Source organism: Bacillota bacterium (assembly GCA_012837335.1).
Taxonomy (GTDB): domain Bacteria; phylum Bacillota; class Limnochordia; order Darwinibacteriales; family DTU012; genus DTU012.
In genome coordinates this window covers 57297-73411 of record DURM01000007.1, presented here as the reverse complement: position 1 = coordinate 73411, position 16115 = coordinate 57297, and the positions used below count along the sequence as shown (strand labels likewise).

Sequence of the window (16115 nt, the reverse complement as noted above, 5' to 3'; positions counted from 1 at the left end):
TTTTCCCGGTGGATTAAGGAGTGGAATTTATGGCTAAAACAATTGCAATCCTAGGCGTACCTTCCCAAGCCGGACAGGACGAAGACGGCGCAGACCGAGGTCCTCAAGCACTGAGGAATGCCGGTTTGATTGGCAAACTGGAGGCCTTAGGGTATGTGGTAACAGATTGGGGCAATATCAGGACCGCCACTGAGAATGGAAGCATTGGATCCGAACCAACTTCACTTAAGAATCTTGCCAGTGTAGTCAAGGTCAGCCAAGAGCTGTATGCAAGACTTGGCTGCATCTTCAAACAGGGCAGCGCATTTCCAATTGTCCTGGGAGGGGATCACAGCATCAGCATCGGCTCAGTTGCCGCAGCAGCTGCTGGTTCCGATAACCTGGGAGTAATCTGGCTCGATGCCCACCCCGACTTAAATACAATCGAAACAACACCCTCCGGCCGCATCCACGGCATGCCTTTGGCGGCCAGCCTCGGCTTGGGACACCCGAAGTTAGTCAATATCGGTGGCTTTTACCCAAAAGTGAAACCGGAAAATGTGGTGATCATTGGAGCGCGCTCTTTTGACTGGGGTGAGAAGCAGCTGATCCGGGAGTACGGCATCAAGCTTTACCCCATGGCAGATATCCGCCGGTTGGGCATCCGCAAAGTGATCCGAGAGAGCATCAAATATCTTGCTGGACGCGCAGATAAAGTGCACTTAAGTTTTGACATCGATGTGCTTGATCCTGCTGCAGCGCCGGGGGTAGGCACACCATGCCCAAACGGCATGACAGTTCCGGAATGCGCTGCGGCAATGTTAGAATTAAGCAGAGCAGACATCATTACATCCATGGACATCGTCGAACTCAATCCCCGGTTAGATCAAAATCAGCAGACAGCTTCTGCAGCAGTCGCTCTGGCAGCGCAGCTGTTTCATAAAGATGCAGGCAGGGCCCAGATTGCCAGCTTTGCCTAAAAAAAAGCAGCCAAACACGGCTGCTTTACTTATCTTTGCAGTGATTTATAGACTGATTTAGTATTTAAATCAATCAGCTGGAGCTCATCAGCGGTGATTACCGCCACACAGCTGCGGGGCTCTTCACCTTTGGGCAGTGAGCAGCTGCCCGGATTTAGGAAAATCGTGTTTCCTGTGCGCTCCAGAACAGGTACATGGGTGTGCCCACTGATCCAGATCTCAATCTGGTACCGCTCAGCTAAAACCAGAGTCTGAGCCTCATCATAGTAGTGGCCGTGGGTTGCGAGTATGCGCCCCACCGGCTGGTCGGTAATGAGGAAGGGTGATTGGAGGGGCACGTTAAGGACCATCTGGTCTACTTCGCTGTCGCAGTTGCCCTTGACAATCATGATGGGAAGCTTACAGGCATTAATCGCTTCCGCTAAGTCTGCCGGTGCATAGCCTTCTGGCAGCGGATTGCGGGCTCCGTGGTAAAGCACATCGCCGGTATGGATGATAAAATCCACATCAGCAAACGGTCCAGCCAAGGCCTGCTGCCAAGCAGTCAAACTGCCGTGAGTATCACTGATTACTCCTATCTTCATCGTTATCAACTCCCTGCTTCTAAAGTGTAGAACGGAGACCACAGTATATTCTGGTCTCCGTATCTTTATTTAGTTTTGACAAACAATCTGGTAAGTCTCACCTTTTTGAGTCGCAAAGGCGTAAACGCCAGCTTCGCTCCGGACTGCTGTTTTTTCACCACTGCTGTTATAAACTTCAACTGCCTCAGCAGAGCGGATCCGGCACTCGTTACCAAATCTTGAGGTAATCTCGGCTGCCGTTAAGCGGCCCTGATCCCAAGCCAGATCAACACTAAATCCACCAGCAGCGCAGATACCCCTCACGCTGCCCTTCTTCCAAGCTTGCGGCAGCGCCGGCAAAAGACTGATAGCGCCGAGATGACTCTGAACCAGCATCATCATGATCCCAGATATCGCTCCGAAATTGCCATCAATTTGGAACGGTGGATGGGCATCAAACAAGTTCGGATAGGTGCCTTCCTGAATCAGGTTGGTAAGCAAGCGGTAAGCCCGGTCTCCGTCTTCCAGGCGAGCCCACCAGTTGATCTTCCAAGCCATGCTCCAGCCGGTACCCTTATCTCCCCTAAACTCCAGAGATTTAGCGGCCGCTTGAGCCAATTCTGGATTGAGGTGAGGGCTGATATCTTCACCCGGAAACAGCCCGTACAAATGGGATACATGGCGGTGCTTATTGTTCGGATCATCGATGTCAACCAGCCACTCCTGCAGCTGACCGTGTTTTCCGATTAAATTCGGCGCGATCCGCTTGATCATCTTCTGCCATTCTTCCCTCAGATCCGCATCAACCCCTAAAACCTCACTGGCGGCGCTGCAGTTTCTGAGCAGCTCCCTGATAATCTGGTGATCCATTGTCGGACCGGCAACCAATCCTCCCTGCTCCGGGGAGTTCGACGGAGTGCTGATCAGCCATCCGGTTTTTTCATCTTCGACCATGAAGTCCATGAAGAACAAGGCGGCATCCCGCATGATCGGGTAGTATTCCTCTAAGAACTCCCGATCCTCATTATAGAGGTAGTGCTGCCAGATATGGGTGCAGAGCCACGCTCCCCCTGTGGGCCATATTCCATGGTTGGAATGGTTGACCGGTGCGGTTCCGCCCCAAATATCGGTGTTGTGATGCAGCACCCAGCCCCGGCAGTTGTAGTGCTCTTGAGCCACAACTGAGCCGGTTTGGTGGAGCACTTTCATAAATTCAAACAAAGGCTTGTGGCAGATGCCTAAGTTCGCAGCTTCTGCCGGCCAATAGTTCATCTCTAAGTTAATATTGCAGGTAAACTTACTTCCCCATGAAGGCTTAAGCTCTTCATTCCAGATTCCCTGCAGATTCAAGGGTAGTGTACCCGGGCGTGAACCGGAAATCATCAAATAGCGGCCGAACTGAAAATACAGCTCGATCAGCTGAAGGTCCTCGTTAGGATCAAACTCAGCTACCCTCTTGTCAGTTGGCTTATCCAAGGGCTTGACACCGAGATCAAGTTGAACAGTGCCAAACAGCGCCTGATAATCCTTTAGATGAGCTGCTCTGATCTGTTCCCAGGTAACCCCAGCTAAAGCACTAAGGTAGTCGCTGCAGCGGCTCCCGGGATCTCCGCTGATGTCCCGGTAGTTAACAAAACTGCTGGCGCCAACAACCATCACAACCGCGGAATTGGCTGCAAAGACGCAAATTCTTGCTGCGTTTCCTTCGGTTTCAATACTTACCTTTCCACCAGCGGTTGTGACGATCACCCGCGCTTCAAACCTGATTCCACCGGGCTCAACCTCACCCCGAAGGATTAACCCTTGGCCATCGCTGGTAACCTCAACTGCTTCATGCGCGCTGCCCAAGGAAGCAGTGAAGCTGACCATCCCATCTTGATCCGCGCTGATGCGGGATGCAATTACCTGATGGGGATGGCTCACTAAATACTCCCGCCGGTATTTCACACCATTGTGCACAAATTCAACGTCAGCGACTGCCTGTTCTAAATCCAACCGGCGCCGATAGTTGTTAACTTGTTCAGCGTTAATCTCAGGAAAATCTAAATACAAATCGCAGAAAGGCTGATAGGACTGCTGACGGATGGGATTGCCCATAAACACTTCCATCCCCAGCTCCTCGGCTTCCTTCTGCCTGCCTTCCGCAATTAAACTGCGAATTTTATCTAAGTACTGGTAAGCGCCCTTCCGGGCGTAATCATTTGGTTTTCCGGTCCAAATTGTCTCTTCGTTTAACTGGAGATGCTCAGTTTTAGGATCTCCAAATACCATTGCTCCCAGCCGGCCGTTGCCGATGGGCAGGGCTTCAACCCACTCTGCTGCCGGCTGATCATACCATAGAACTAAGTTTGTTTCTCCTGCTGTGTTCGTCATAATCTGCCCTCCTGTAATTATGCTCGCCAATGTTATTCGGCTTTGCGACTGCGTTTCCTGCAGTATTTCTTATTCGGAGTGATTGTAGACTTCCCAGCCAAGATATTTCTCAAACGCTTCCGCGATCACATCTGCTGCTGATGTATGGACCATCGCTACATGGTGTTCAAAGCCATTCTCACAGACATAGTGCATTAACTTCTGGAGACCCGGCAGCTCCACTACACCCCAGGAACCAAAGGTATCCAGGCTGTCTTCGGTGACAGTTCCTTCGGCGCAGTAAGCGCGGATTTGTCCGGTTAGATCATCAGTAGTTACCCGGGCAAAAGTGACTTGACCGGGCTTAACACTGCCGTCAATCGAACCATAAGTATTTTCTTTACCCAAAGTGGAAGATAGAATCTCAGGATAATTAACAGCCGGAGCGCACTCCCGGACCTGATACACATCTTTGGCAAAGTTGCCGCAGTGGAACAGGATAAATTTATTGGGATCATTGCCGTAGTTGTTGTTCCAATCCACGATAGCGCTGGGCAGGTTGGTGGCGGTCTGGAGTGCCAGCATGCTGACTGCTCCGGTTACGTCGCTTTCACAGGATGCTGGTACACCGCTGTTGGCCAAAATACTCATCGCAGTGCACGGGTTGATTCCTAAATGCTCCTGCAGCGAGTTCCAGCACTGGATGGCAACTCCGGTCAGATCCAGCTCATCAATCCAATCTCTAAGTACTGTCAGCAGCCCAGCCATCTTGGTTAGAGATTCGGCCGGAACACCATCGGTCCGCATATATTCCTTGATCTCAGTAATTGCTTGATTCACACGTTCCTCATCAAGTTTGTTGATTCTGCCGATGATATCAATAATCCCCAGCGGCTCTACGGAAATACCGTTGTGCTCCAGCAGCTTTTCGCTATAGCGAACTGTGTTGAAATCAGCGGGACGCGGCCCCACAACACCGATTCTAGCGCTGCGCACCGCTTTGACAACCCGGCAGACAGCTAAGAACCGCTCCAGATCTGCCTTAAATGACGGATCCTCTGGATCAACCGTATGCAGGCTGGTCAAGGAATATTTAAACCCGTACTGGCGCAGGTTGTTGCAGACCGAAATCTTGCCGCAGAAACTGTCGCGGCGGTTTACATAATTGAGCTGATCCAGGTGGTCATTAAAGGCATGCACCAAAACCGGCACATCTGCTTTAAACTCCCGCAGCACCGCTGCGATCGATTTCTCATCACCAAAGTTGGGCAGGGTAATAATGATCCCCTGGATTTCGTCACGGTGCTGTTTAAACAGTTCCGCGCAGGCCAGCGCCTGTTCTCTGTTCTGCACACTGCCGTAAGCCCCTACATCTTCCGGCAGGACGATCGGTGTAACTCCCGCTTCCTCCAGCGCTTTCAGGATCCGCTTTCTGCCGTCAAGGCAGAGTTCAGCTGAGAAAAACCCTCGTCTTCCAATTATTACTCCAATTTTCATTGTTTCTCCCCCATTAGCTTATTCACTGCTTCATGCCATCCGCAGAGCAGCTGATTCCGTTCGGATAATGACAAACTAGGTTGGTAAACTTTCCCATCCGCGTTGAAGGCTTCAATCTCCGCCAGAGATTTCCACATTCCTAAACCAATGCCCCCCATATACGCGGCACCAAGTGCCGACAGCTCCCCATACGGCAGCGTCATCACCGGCAGCTGGAGCATATCCGCTTGAAACTGCATTAAAAAGCGATTGTGGGATGCGCCCCCGTCCGCCTTAATCTGGCCGAGCTTGGCGCCAATTTTCTCCATTGCTGCTAGAACATCATAAATCTGGTACGCGATGCTCTCAAGCCCAGCCCGGACAACGTGAGCTTTCGTGCTGTTAAATGTCAGTCCAAAAAGGGCGGCTTTTAAATCACTCCGCCAATACGGAGCACCTAAGCCCACAAAGGCCGGGACCAGATAAACGCCGCCGTTATCCGGTACTGATAGGGCGACTGTCTCTGAGCTTTCTGCATCCGGGATCAAACCCAGGGTATTTATCATCCAATCGATCGTTTTTCCGGTGCAGTGAACGTTACCTTCAAACACATAATCAACTTTACCATCGATCCCCCACGCCAGGGAAGTTACGATTCCTCCAGCCGGCAGCTGAAACTCTGAACCAATGTTTAAAACAATCGAAGAACCGGTACCGTAGGTAACCTTCGCAGATCCTGGCGTAATGCAGCCTTGACCAAATAGTGCCGCTTGTGAATCCCCCATCACGCCGCAGATCGGAACCGGTCGGGGCAGTAAACCGCCAAGATCGGTTGAGCCAAATTCAGCGTTGGATGAGCGCACTTCCGGTGCCATTGCCAGAGGAATATCCAGCAGATCAAAGATGTCCTGATCCCACTCCAGCCTTTGAATGTTAAATAGCATGGTGCGGGATGCGTTTGAATAATCACAGGCGTGGACCCTACCATCAGTCAGCTTCCAGATTAACCAGCTGTCGATGGTTCCAAACAGCAGCTTTTCCCGATCGACTTCTGCTGCTGCGTGATCCAGAATCCATTTGATTTTGCTGGCAGAGAAATACGGATCTACCACCAAGCCGGTGCGCTTCAGAATCTCCTGCTCATGGCCAGCATTGCTGAGATCGGTGCAGATCTTTTCGCCGCGCATGCACTGCCACACGATGGCGTTATATACAGGCTTGCTGTTGGTTTGATCCCAAACAACCACTGTTTCACGCTGATTGGTAATACTTAAGGCTGCAATCGCATTAGAAGCGATGCCGCTCTGCTTAAGCAGGGCCTCCGCTGTCTTCAGCACATTTTGATAAATCTCTTCCGGATCGTGTTCCACCCAGCCCGGCTGGGGATAAATCTGCTCGTGGCCCATCCAGTGCTGATGGACAATGCGTCCCTCCGCATTTACTAATAAGCCCTTTGTCCCAGAGGTGCTCTGGTCAAGGGCTAGGATATACGTCTCCACTTTTCCTCTCCAACTCCTTATGCCAGCCGCAAACGTTTACAGCTTTTTAACACTCTGCCGCTTTACCAGCTCAACATTGAGGGCAATTTTTTGAATCGACCGGCCGTTATTGTTTTTTTCCACCAGGCGCTTAACCGCGATTGCACCCAGTTCCTGTTTGTTGACATACACGGTGGTCAACTTCGGATCGGAAATCTCGCAGTAAGGCATATCGTCAAAGCCTACAATGGAAACATCCTCAGGAATTTTTACGCCAAACTCTTTTAACGCACTCATGGCGCCAAAAGCGATGATGTCATTATCGGCAAAAAAGGCTGAGGGCATTTCAGCGCCGCGTCTAAGCAGCGCGAGCATATCGCGATATGAACCGTCCAAGGTCGGTTCAAGCTGATACCAATAGCCAGTGTCTATCTCTAAACCATGGGCAGCCAGGGCTTGGGTAAACCCCTGCTTGCGCTCATTAAAGTTGTTAATAAACACGGAGCTCTGGAGGTAGCCAATGCGCTGATGCCCTTCGTCAATGAGATGCTTTGTTGCCAAATAAGCGCCTTGGACATTGTTGATTAACACAAAGTCCTGGCTCTCATAAGGAAAACAGGAGTCTAAAAAGACCACCGGCTGCTGCAGATTAGTAAACAGAGCATAGTCTTCAGGCAGCATCTCAGTTGCCAGAATCACGTATCCCAGCACGCCGTCCTGCTCGATCTCAGCAATTTGAGATAAATAATCCCCTTCGTCTCTGGTAATGTGGGAAATTAACATCTCCATCTTTGCTGTTCTGCACTGCTGCTCCATTCCCTCAATTAGTTTGGCAAAGAATGGCGTATCGGCGACGACCAGCCCGCTGCGCTTATAAATAATTACACGGATTGCCGTATACTTATTCCGCTCACGAGTTTTTTTATAGCCGAGCTCATAGGCAATAGTCTTGATTCTCGCCCGGGTACTGTCGCTAACCCCCGGTTTGTTGTTCAGCGCGTTCGAAACGGTTGCGGGTGATACATCCGCCAGTTTTGCAATTTCCTGGATGCTTGGTTTTCTTTTCATTAGATCAACCTCAGTTCGAATACTATTCTATCTATAGTTTATCAATTTACTAAAAATACGTCAATATATTTAGTAAATGATTAATCGAAGTAAATTATGTTAGGGAAATCGACATAATCCCAGGCAGCCGCCTAAAACTGTACTAACGCCTGCATAAAACGATCTAAGGTTGGATTAAAACCAATCTTTCCTGCCAGAGGCAGACCGCAGACCGTAACCCTGCCGCTTCCATATTTGGTCGTACCAGCAATAATTCGCTTCGGCTTACCACCCGGCTCGTTTACCTTTTGATAAGTATAAACAAGCGGTTCCAGGTCACTGCCGAGTAAATAACAGTCCGCTGTAAAGTCCAACTGTTCATGCAGCGCGCTGTAAAAATAAGCAAAGTCATCGGGTTTAAACTGCTGCATCAATTCTGACTCTCGATTTACAGCAGCGAAATAAACCGGATTCATCGATTTAGCAGTAAAGCAGTTTTCGCCAAACTTAAATGCAAGGGGCTGCGCTCCTCTAATCACAAGCAAATGGGCTCCCTTTTCAACCTGCTTGATAAGCTCTGCTCGATGTTCCTCAATTTCCTCGGCTGCTGCAATGATCACATCTGCCTGCAGATCATTCTTAAACTCTGCTGCGCTAAGTTCAAGTCGGCTGACTAAGTCAGCGGCGGCAGCGCCAAGATATACTGTTTTCATCTTTTTAGGCAGAGCATGTTTTTGAAATACTTCCAGCGTTAACCGCTCTTGATTAATTTTTTCACCGGTACTGCTGTAAAGGGCAGCATCCAGATACAATAAACTTCGGTCCGCAACCTGAGGAACCTTAAGCCTTACCGTTCCTGTATACGTTGGGGAAACCGCTTTGCCTGTGATGGTTTTGTCAAACGACTGATAAATTCTCTGGTCATCCCGCACAGTGACTATAACCTTGCAGTCCCGAAGGTCTTCTGCAGTATCATTTAACAGCCAAACATCGAGATCTGCCTGGTCGCCGCAGTACACTTTCCACCGATCGGAGCGGAGATTAACCCGCACCGGAACCAGACTTTCCTGGTAGGCAAAATACGCGGGCTTAGGTACGCGGTCAACATCAACCAGCGCCTTCATCCATCCCGACGGCCACGCATCAATCAAGAGGTGCACAGCCGTGCCCACCAGCAGATCAGAGCGTCTGCGAAAAGCATCGGTCATCAGCTTGGTGGCCAGCGCCTGATGCTCTTGGCTGGCTGCAATCCAGTCGCGGATGCTGCTCTGCTCCGGATACCAATCACCGTGCATTGAATAGGTCTGAGCTCGCACAATCCGATTGGGCTGCCAGGGTTCATGTTCATCTTCCGGCAGCCACTCGCGGGGATAGTATTTCTCCATCACCGGATAGTTGTCCAAGCCCTCTGTGCCGTATTCTCCACAGGTCACTTTCCAGCCCTGCTTAACGGCCGGCAGATAGCCCATATGCAGTTTCCCGAGGGGAACACCATGGTTGGTGTACCACATGCAGTAGCAGTGGAAATCGGGCATTCCTTCCAGCGTCGGAGGATCATAGTCGCCTTCCACATTCTTCACGACCCGATCCGGGTTTTCCAGGGCAATAGCTTTCCGGGCTGCGGCAAAAAAGTATTCCAGCTCCTGCCTAAACAAGTGGCGGTGAGCCTTTTCCCGATAGCGGCGGTTGTATTTATGCTTGGGATCCGGATGCTTGCGGATTGCCACCGGCTCATTGATAAACGTGACCATGATGGAAGATGGATGGCTTCTGATTAAACGCTCCATCTCTCCCACCTGCTTGATTGCCTCATAAAACTGATTCCGCCTTAAGGTGCCGAACAGCGGCAGGTCGCACTGGTGCATCATCCCCAGCATATCCAGGTAATCGTAGATTTCCTCCTGAACCGGACGCTGAGTGATGCGGTAATAATTCATATTAGCCAGTTTAGCAATGAGAATATCGTCGATCAGCTGTTCAAAGTCTCCCCGCATCACGCACTGCTGCAGATGCCCCATTTCATTGGCACCTCTTAATATAATGGGCCGATTATTGAGGTAGAGTGTTCCTTTTGGTTCCGCCTCCTCATCCTGATGGAATTTGCGCATGCCAAAATTGCGGTCAAAGCTGTCTAACAGCTCGCCATCCTTAGCAACTTTTACCCGCGCAGTATAAAGCCAGGGCTGATCCGGCTCCCACAGGCGGTAGTCGGAAAAAGGCAGCCGGTAGCGGTAGTAGTTGAGACCGGGTCCGGTATAGGGAACGTCAATCTTCTCAGTCAGCAGTTGACCTCCATCATAATTCCGCGCCCACACGGACAGTTCAAACTTGAAATCTTCCACAACCTGATCACTGCTGCTGGAAAGATCGACCCAGACTTCAATACTATGCCTGTCAATGTCCGGCCGGATAAAAACATCGTGAACAAACAGATCCGCTCTTTCTTCCAGGTACACCTGGTTATAAATCCCGGCTCCCGGTGGGCAGTGATGCCAGCCCGACTCCGGATCATCCCAACCCGGACCGGTGGCAGCGTAGATTTTATCCCCGTCTAACCGCTGATTTTCCTGCACTCCCAGGGTCGGATAGTCATTCTTGACTTCCACCACCAGCACATTGTGTTCTTGAATAAGCTCAGTCACATCAAATTCAAAAGGTGCAAAAAAACCTTCATGCCTGCCGACGCACTTGTTATTGACATAAACATCCGCAGCGTAATCCACACCTTTAAACACTAAATATACTCTTTTCCCAGGAGTTTTCTCGAATTTAAATTCGGTGCGGTAATAACCGGTCCACTTGCCGTCCTCGCCGGCAGGACCCCGATAGTCGGGAATGGTAACCTGCTCCCACTCACCTAAGCCATTCAGCACATTGGTAAACTCATAATCCGCTTCAGTCTGATAGCGAAACTGAAACTCGGTAAGGGACAAGCGGCGCCGCTCCAGAGGTGGCTCCGGAACATGGTTTTCCAGAAACGGCGCATACTTCATCCGCAGTTTCTGCAGCTCATTTTCAAACTGCTTGAGTTTTTCCTGATAGGAAAGCTCGGCAGTGGGATCAGCTATCTCATTACTTGGCTGAAAAAACTGTTTCTCTAAAACAGGCGGTTTAACTTCCTGTACCTGATCATTACTTCCCGGATGCTCAGTCAGGGCAAGATCCGCGAATAAGTCTGCGAACGTATCCTGTGCCAAAGCAATTCTCCTTCCTTAAAGCTCCAGCTTGATCCCATTTTTATAAACATTGTAGCCGGATTCAAGCCCCTCTGCCTTGGGATCAGTGCAGTCCGGCTTTTTATACGTAATTTTATATATATCACCTTGAATATGAACTTGGTCTAAAATAAAGTAATCCAACCCGATATCAATGGGATCAAAGTGAATCCCATCTTCCCGGATATCAATACCGGCAGCGTGAGTCATAATCAGGTTGATGTAAAAAGAGTGGTTGTAATCAGGCTCATCGCTGATGGGCTCGCCGGTTTCGCCGTGGTAGTGCTCAACCAGATAAGGCTTGTTAAGGTCACGATCCCGAAAATGCTGCAGGGAGTACTCCCGAAGATAATAGGCGAATTCCCGATCATAGCGGTGATTGTATCGCTTGCTTTCCAATCCGATCGCGTCAATAGCAACCCCGGTTGTGTAAGGCCACGATGGTCCGCACCAGACACAGCCGTTTCTACCCTTGATAAACCGTCCCATCCATCCCCCTTCCGGGCGGTACGCTGGACATTCCCTAGAAACCGATGGGAATGGGCTGTTCGTGTGGAAATGATCTGGATCAAAGAGTTTTTCCAGGGCCCCTAAATGCTCTTCCGCTGTGATTTGAGCCCAATGGGGATAAATGCCCACAATGTTCTTGACCATCGCCTTTTCATCTGTTTCATGGTGGAGATCATAGAAAAATTCGGTTTCCTGATCCCACATTTTGGTGAGAACATCATTTTTAATAGCCTCAGCCTTGGCCCTGTACTGCTCACTATCCGGATCGCCAACCGCTTCGCACAATCTAGCTGTTCCCAGCACATTTTGGTAGTGGTAGATGGAGCGGTCTACCCGCTTCAGATGGGTATAGGTTTCTGGATCCTTGGGATTATCCGGGTAATTGTGGAAATACCAGTAGCTTGGCTGATATTCCTTGCCGGTGCGGTTGTGCTTAACCTCGACATGGAGGTTGTCGTCTCGGGAATAAACCCGGTCGGCGTTAGCGATTACTTCCTTAAGCCTGGGCAGAATTTTCCTGATGAACTCTTGATCGCCGCTGACCAAATAGAACTGGTAGATTGCCCAAATGCCGTAATTGGCAAATGAGTGGAGCCGGCGGTCTACATACGCGGAGCAGAACAGGCCATTCTCCTCTAAGTTATTGACCATGTTTTCGATCATTTCATAAACAAACTTCTGGTTTAAATGCCAGCGCATATCCACGATATGGTGTGGTGTGGATAAATTAATTAATTTGGCAAATCCCCACCCGCGGCTGGAAAGGGGCGCTTTCGACTTCTTGTGCGACCGCCCTTCATACATTACCGCGCCCTTAAGAAATCCGTAATCAGGCTGGGCCAGATTGTGGCGGAGGATGAACCAGCGGTAATACCAGGTTTTGTTTAAAACCGGATCGCTGGAATCGAAGTAGGGAATTGCATCGAAAAAGCGCTGGTATTCTCTATTCTGCCTTTCAATATAATCCTGATCGCCGCTGAAATAGGTTTTCACTTTCTGAATTAAGTCGGCAGTGGTTTCAGTTTCCAGATTTCCTACCGCAGCGCAGACCACAAAATCCACACTTTCCCCGGGGTTCAGCATTAACGGATTAGCTTCTAAACCAAGATCAGTTTTCACCGCTGCTCCCACTGCAAAGCCGTGATCGGTCTTAGGAGAGCGGAAGATCATGCACTCCGATTCAGCGTCGTACTCAGCTTCGCAGAGCTCTGCCCCTACTTCTAAAGCAATTTCAATGGGTCTGCCCGTTTTGTTAGTCCAAGTTTGGCAGGATACAGCGCAGTCATCTAAAGTTATAAATTTGGTTTCGGAAAAGGTCACCCGACTGCTGTCCAGCTCCATTGTGAGCATACTGGGATACCAAACCGTTTCCGCCGCTTCATAGTCCTGAACAGCGCTGCATTTTACGCGATATAAACCTGTTAAATTGATGGTATGGATAAAATCAATCCGTCCTACAAAGCCCGGTTCTTTATCTAAGTAATCGGCAAACAAGCGCTTGCCGGTAGGACCCAGCAGCAGTTTGCCGGGTCTGGTCCGCAGAGTGCGGCCTTTATAGGAAAGATGCTGATTGATCATGATGTCACGCCTTTCACTTAAGATGATCCATGGTCTTCACCATAGTAATCACAAACTTCGTTTCCGGAGCGCGCCTGCCCGCATTGGGAAGGTCGCTCATACTGCCATCTTTACCGTTTGATTCTAAATCATAGTTATTAACCCGATCTTTGGTCTGGAAAACCAGCCGCTCTAAACTATGGACTGATGTATTAAACCGGTAGGTTTTTGCAATCAGCTCTTCTTCTTCACAGCTGATCCAAACTGCAAACTGATTGAGCACACAGTCCGCTTTAATAGTAATCCCATAAACCTTATCTACTGCAAAGCTGTGGATCTGGTGGTACACGCCATTTGCTTTAACAAAGAGATTGTAATCCGGCTTAAAGACTATTCTGACCGGCGTCGAGCCTCTGCCATCGGTTAGATCTAGATACAACCCCGCTTCGCCGATTGTGTTAGGAATGATCTCAGTCTGAAGGGTAAGAACCACTGATTCCGGAAATACCCGCTCGGCGATGGCTTTATCATAGGGATCACTATCCCGGATTACTAAACCCTTGCTGTCCTTACAGCAATTGATCCGGCACCAGCTCGGAGCGTAAATGTTCCATTTGGGAATGTTCGGATCGCTGAAATCCTCATCTATGGGCTCGGTTTCTTCACCGGTAATGGGCACCGGTACCCTGCAGACCCAGATATCCTCTTTATTCATGCTGTAGGTAACCCACAAATGTCCGTCCATGGGCTTAGGAAAGCCTTCACAGATTCCCCGCACATACTGGGGACCCAGATTCTTGGCCCAGCCTTCATAGCGGGTAGGCGGAACGAAAGGGGTCAGAGTCAGCAGCTGATCGAAATTTTCACCATCATCGCTGGTAACAACTGCCAGCGGCCAGCGGTGCATGCTGTCAGTGGATGGATTGTAAACCAGAGCATACCTGCCGTCTTCTGTTCTTTCGCCCCAGATCTTTCCGGTTGAAGTTTCAATCGATGTGCACCTAGTATAATCGCCCCAGCTCTCTCCACCATCCTCACTGATATTGACATCGGCGTGCTTATAAAGTCCGACTACACGCTGATCCGGCAGAGTATAGAAACAGAATGCCTGCCGGCTGGACTGACTAAAGAGCTCGGTATCGAAGCGCTGCTCTTCCCACCACTGCCGAACTACAAGTTTATTGCCGAGCAGCTCATCACAAGCTGCAATAAAGCCCGGATCGCCGCTGGTTTGATAAAATGGAAAATCGATGTGCTCAGGCTGGAAACCACCGTATTCGTTATAGCGGATCACATAAACCGGAGAGAAGGTAAAGTCTGCGTAGACTTCCCGTACCACCCGGGCAATGCCCCAGCCATTGTTGGGACTGACCTGTTTCCTAGGGGAAACACCGTAAAATCCTAACACCAAAAGCCTGCCGCTGTTGGTAACATAAAAGCCCATCCGCTGGTGCATGATGGCAGTATCACCGGGCTTTAACAGCTCCTTTTCCGGACCGGTATAAACCCCTTCCGGCAGGGGAAATTGGGGAAAGATCACAACCGGCTTAGACCACTTTTCTCCATCTCGGGACCAAGTCAAAAGCGTATGGGATGGCGGTTCATGCTCGCTGACCGGATTGCTGAGATACTGAACCCAGAAATGATCGTTCCACCAGCAGAGCATCGGCGCGTGGTTGTAGGTCCAGCCGTAATCCTCCTGGGATTCAGGAAACTCTCGGTTGGCCCGCATTACCTGATAGTTTTTGGCACCGATGGCGCGCCTTAAGGCTCCGTCATAGAAGCGGATATCTGCTTTTTCGGAGCCGATATAGCGGATTGGCTGCCTAGCCGCAGTTCTCCGGCGGTAGTCCACCCTCATCTTCCTTTCCTGCTTCAGCCAAGATATTTTGCCAGCACTTCATCTACTTTCACAACTTTTCCGGTCCGCATCGACTCATCGATTGCTTCCAGCACCGCAATCGTCCGAATCCCTTCCTCCAGATCCGGCTTTGGTGTTTTGCCCTGAAAGAGACAGGAGGCAAATTCTTCAATATAATTCTGGTATTCTCCCGCGTGGTGAGTCTCCGCTTCAAACCGGAAGTAATAGCCATGCATTTCGTCGTAGGTGTGCAGTTCTGCCGTTTTCTTCACCGGAGGGAAATTGGTGTAATACTGAAGCTTTGGGTATCCAGCGCGGCTGATTCCCTTCGTGCCTCTGAGAGTGCAGCTGATGGACTGCTCCACCGCGCTGCCCAGAGTTGGCGCCGCATAAACGCCGGCTGCGCTGGCGCAGATGCCGCTAGTGCTCTTCAAAACCGCTTTAATGGTATCCGGTACTGTCAGCTTCCATTCTTTGGTGTTGGCGCTGACTACTCCCACCGCGTAAACTTCCTCCACATCCGGCAGATACCAAGCGGCCAAGTCAACCGCGTGGTTCATAAAATTGTACAGCCACGAGAATCCGGACTGATGGCTCCAGCTTTTCTGGAGAAACCAGCGGGAATCACTGATATAGTGGGTCTCAATTGTTACAAGCTCACCGTGCTTACCCGCCAGATAATCCTGGCGCTGCCGCACCATCGGCTCAAAATAGCGGGAGCTCTGACCCACAAAGACCGCCTTCCCGGTCCGCTTCTGCACTTCCAACAGCTCCTTGGCTTGGCTTAAATCCACAATCAGGGGTTTGGTGCAGATCACATGTTTTCCCGCTTCGAGTGCCAGCTTAATATGGGCAGCGTGAAGCTGGTCGGGAGTGTAAATTCCGATTACATCTATTTCTGGATCCCGCAGCATGTCCTGATACGAGGTTGTGTATTTGGTAAGTCCAAACTCCTCTGCCCGCTCTCGGCACATCTCTTCATTAATATCGCAGATATTGCCCAATTCCCACATCTCACTCTGGAGGCAGGCAGAAATAATGCTTCTGCCTTCCCCCAAACCCAATACACCTAGAGTCAGCTTATCTGTCATGGTTTT

General features: G+C 50.2%; 10 protein-coding genes. 1 reads left to right on the top strand and 9 read right to left on the bottom strand.

The features are described from left to right. Positions 1 to 29: 29 nt before the first annotated feature. Positions 30 to 959, top strand: a complete 930-nt coding sequence (gene rocF, locus GX019_00695) for an arginase (protein HHT35676.1) — start codon at positions 30 to 32, stop codon at positions 957 to 959. Positions 960 to 988: 29 nt separating this feature from the next. On the opposite strand, the gene yfcE is transcribed toward rocF, so the two are convergent. The 9 genes from yfcE to GX019_00650 form a co-directional block, all read right to left on the bottom strand. Continuing rightward, positions 989 to 1543 (bottom strand): phosphodiesterase, encoded by a 555-nt coding sequence (gene yfcE, locus GX019_00690; GenBank protein ID HHT35675.1) that lies wholly within the window; start codon positions 1541 to 1543, stop codon positions 989 to 991. Between the two features lie 69 nt (positions 1544 to 1612). Beyond that, positions 1613 to 3895, bottom strand: coding sequence for a glycoside hydrolase family 95 protein (locus GX019_00685; protein ID HHT35674.1), 2283 nt, complete (start codon positions 3893 to 3895; stop codon positions 1613 to 1615). Between the two features lie 69 nt (positions 3896 to 3964). Next, a complete protein-coding gene (locus GX019_00680; protein HHT35673.1) occupies positions 3965 to 5371 on the bottom strand; it encodes a fucose isomerase in 1407 nt (468 codons plus the stop codon). Further along, positions 5368 to 6849 carry a glycerol kinase GlpK gene (gene glpK, locus GX019_00675; GenBank protein HHT35672.1) on the bottom strand — a complete coding sequence of 494 codons (1482 nt, stop codon included), beginning with the start codon at positions 6847 to 6849 and terminating at the stop codon, positions 5368 to 5370. Before glpK ends, GX019_00680 begins: the two co-directional genes overlap by 4 nt. A 36-nt stretch (positions 6850 to 6885) precedes the next feature. Next, complete coding sequence (locus GX019_00670; protein ID HHT35671.1) at positions 6886 to 7896, bottom strand: LacI family transcriptional regulator; 1011 nt, start codon at positions 7894 to 7896, stop codon at positions 6886 to 6888. Between the two features lie 131 nt (positions 7897 to 8027). Continuing rightward, a complete protein-coding gene (locus GX019_00665) occupies positions 8028 to 11078 on the bottom strand; it encodes a glycoside hydrolase family 2 (GenBank protein ID HHT35670.1) in 3051 nt (1016 codons plus the stop codon). A 9-nt stretch (positions 11079 to 11087) separates the two neighbouring features. Then, positions 11088 to 13178, bottom strand: coding sequence for a hypothetical protein (locus GX019_00660; protein ID HHT35669.1), 2091 nt, complete (start codon positions 13176 to 13178; stop codon positions 11088 to 11090). A 13-nt stretch (positions 13179 to 13191) separates the two neighbouring features. Continuing rightward, a complete protein-coding gene (locus GX019_00655) occupies positions 13192 to 15018 on the bottom strand; it encodes a six-hairpin glycosidase (GenBank protein ID HHT35668.1) in 1827 nt (608 codons plus the stop codon). Between the two features lie 14 nt (positions 15019 to 15032). Beyond that, positions 15033 to 16109, bottom strand: a complete 1077-nt coding sequence (locus GX019_00650; GenBank protein ID HHT35667.1) for a Gfo/Idh/MocA family oxidoreductase — start codon at positions 16107 to 16109, stop codon at positions 15033 to 15035. Positions 16110 to 16115 lie beyond the last annotated feature (6 nt).

Coding starts and splice junctions, on each gene's coding strand:
- rocF (HHT35676.1), top strand. CDS start 30: ATGGCTAAAACAATTGCAATCCTAGGCGTACCTTCCCAAGCCGGACAG.
- GX019_00680 (HHT35673.1), bottom strand. CDS start 5,371: ATGAAAATTGGAGTAATAATTGGAAGACGAGGGTTTTTCTCAGCTGAA.
- GX019_00660 (HHT35669.1), bottom strand. CDS start 13,178: ATGATCAATCAGCATCTTTCCTATAAAGGCCGCACTCTGCGGACCAGA.
- yfcE (HHT35675.1), bottom strand. CDS start 1,543: ATGAAGATAGGAGTAATCAGTGATACTCACGGCAGTTTGACTGCTTGG.
- GX019_00670 (HHT35671.1), bottom strand. CDS start 7,896: ATGAAAAGAAAACCAAGCATCCAGGAAATTGCAAAACTGGCGGATGTA.
- GX019_00655 (HHT35668.1), bottom strand. CDS start 15,018: ATGAGGGTGGACTACCGCCGGAGAACTGCGGCTAGGCAGCCAATCCGC.
- GX019_00650 (HHT35667.1), bottom strand. CDS start 16,109: ATGACAGATAAGCTGACTCTAGGTGTATTGGGTTTGGGGGAAGGCAGA.
- GX019_00685 (HHT35674.1), bottom strand. CDS start 3,895: ATGACGAACACAGCAGGAGAAACAAACTTAGTTCTATGGTATGATCAG.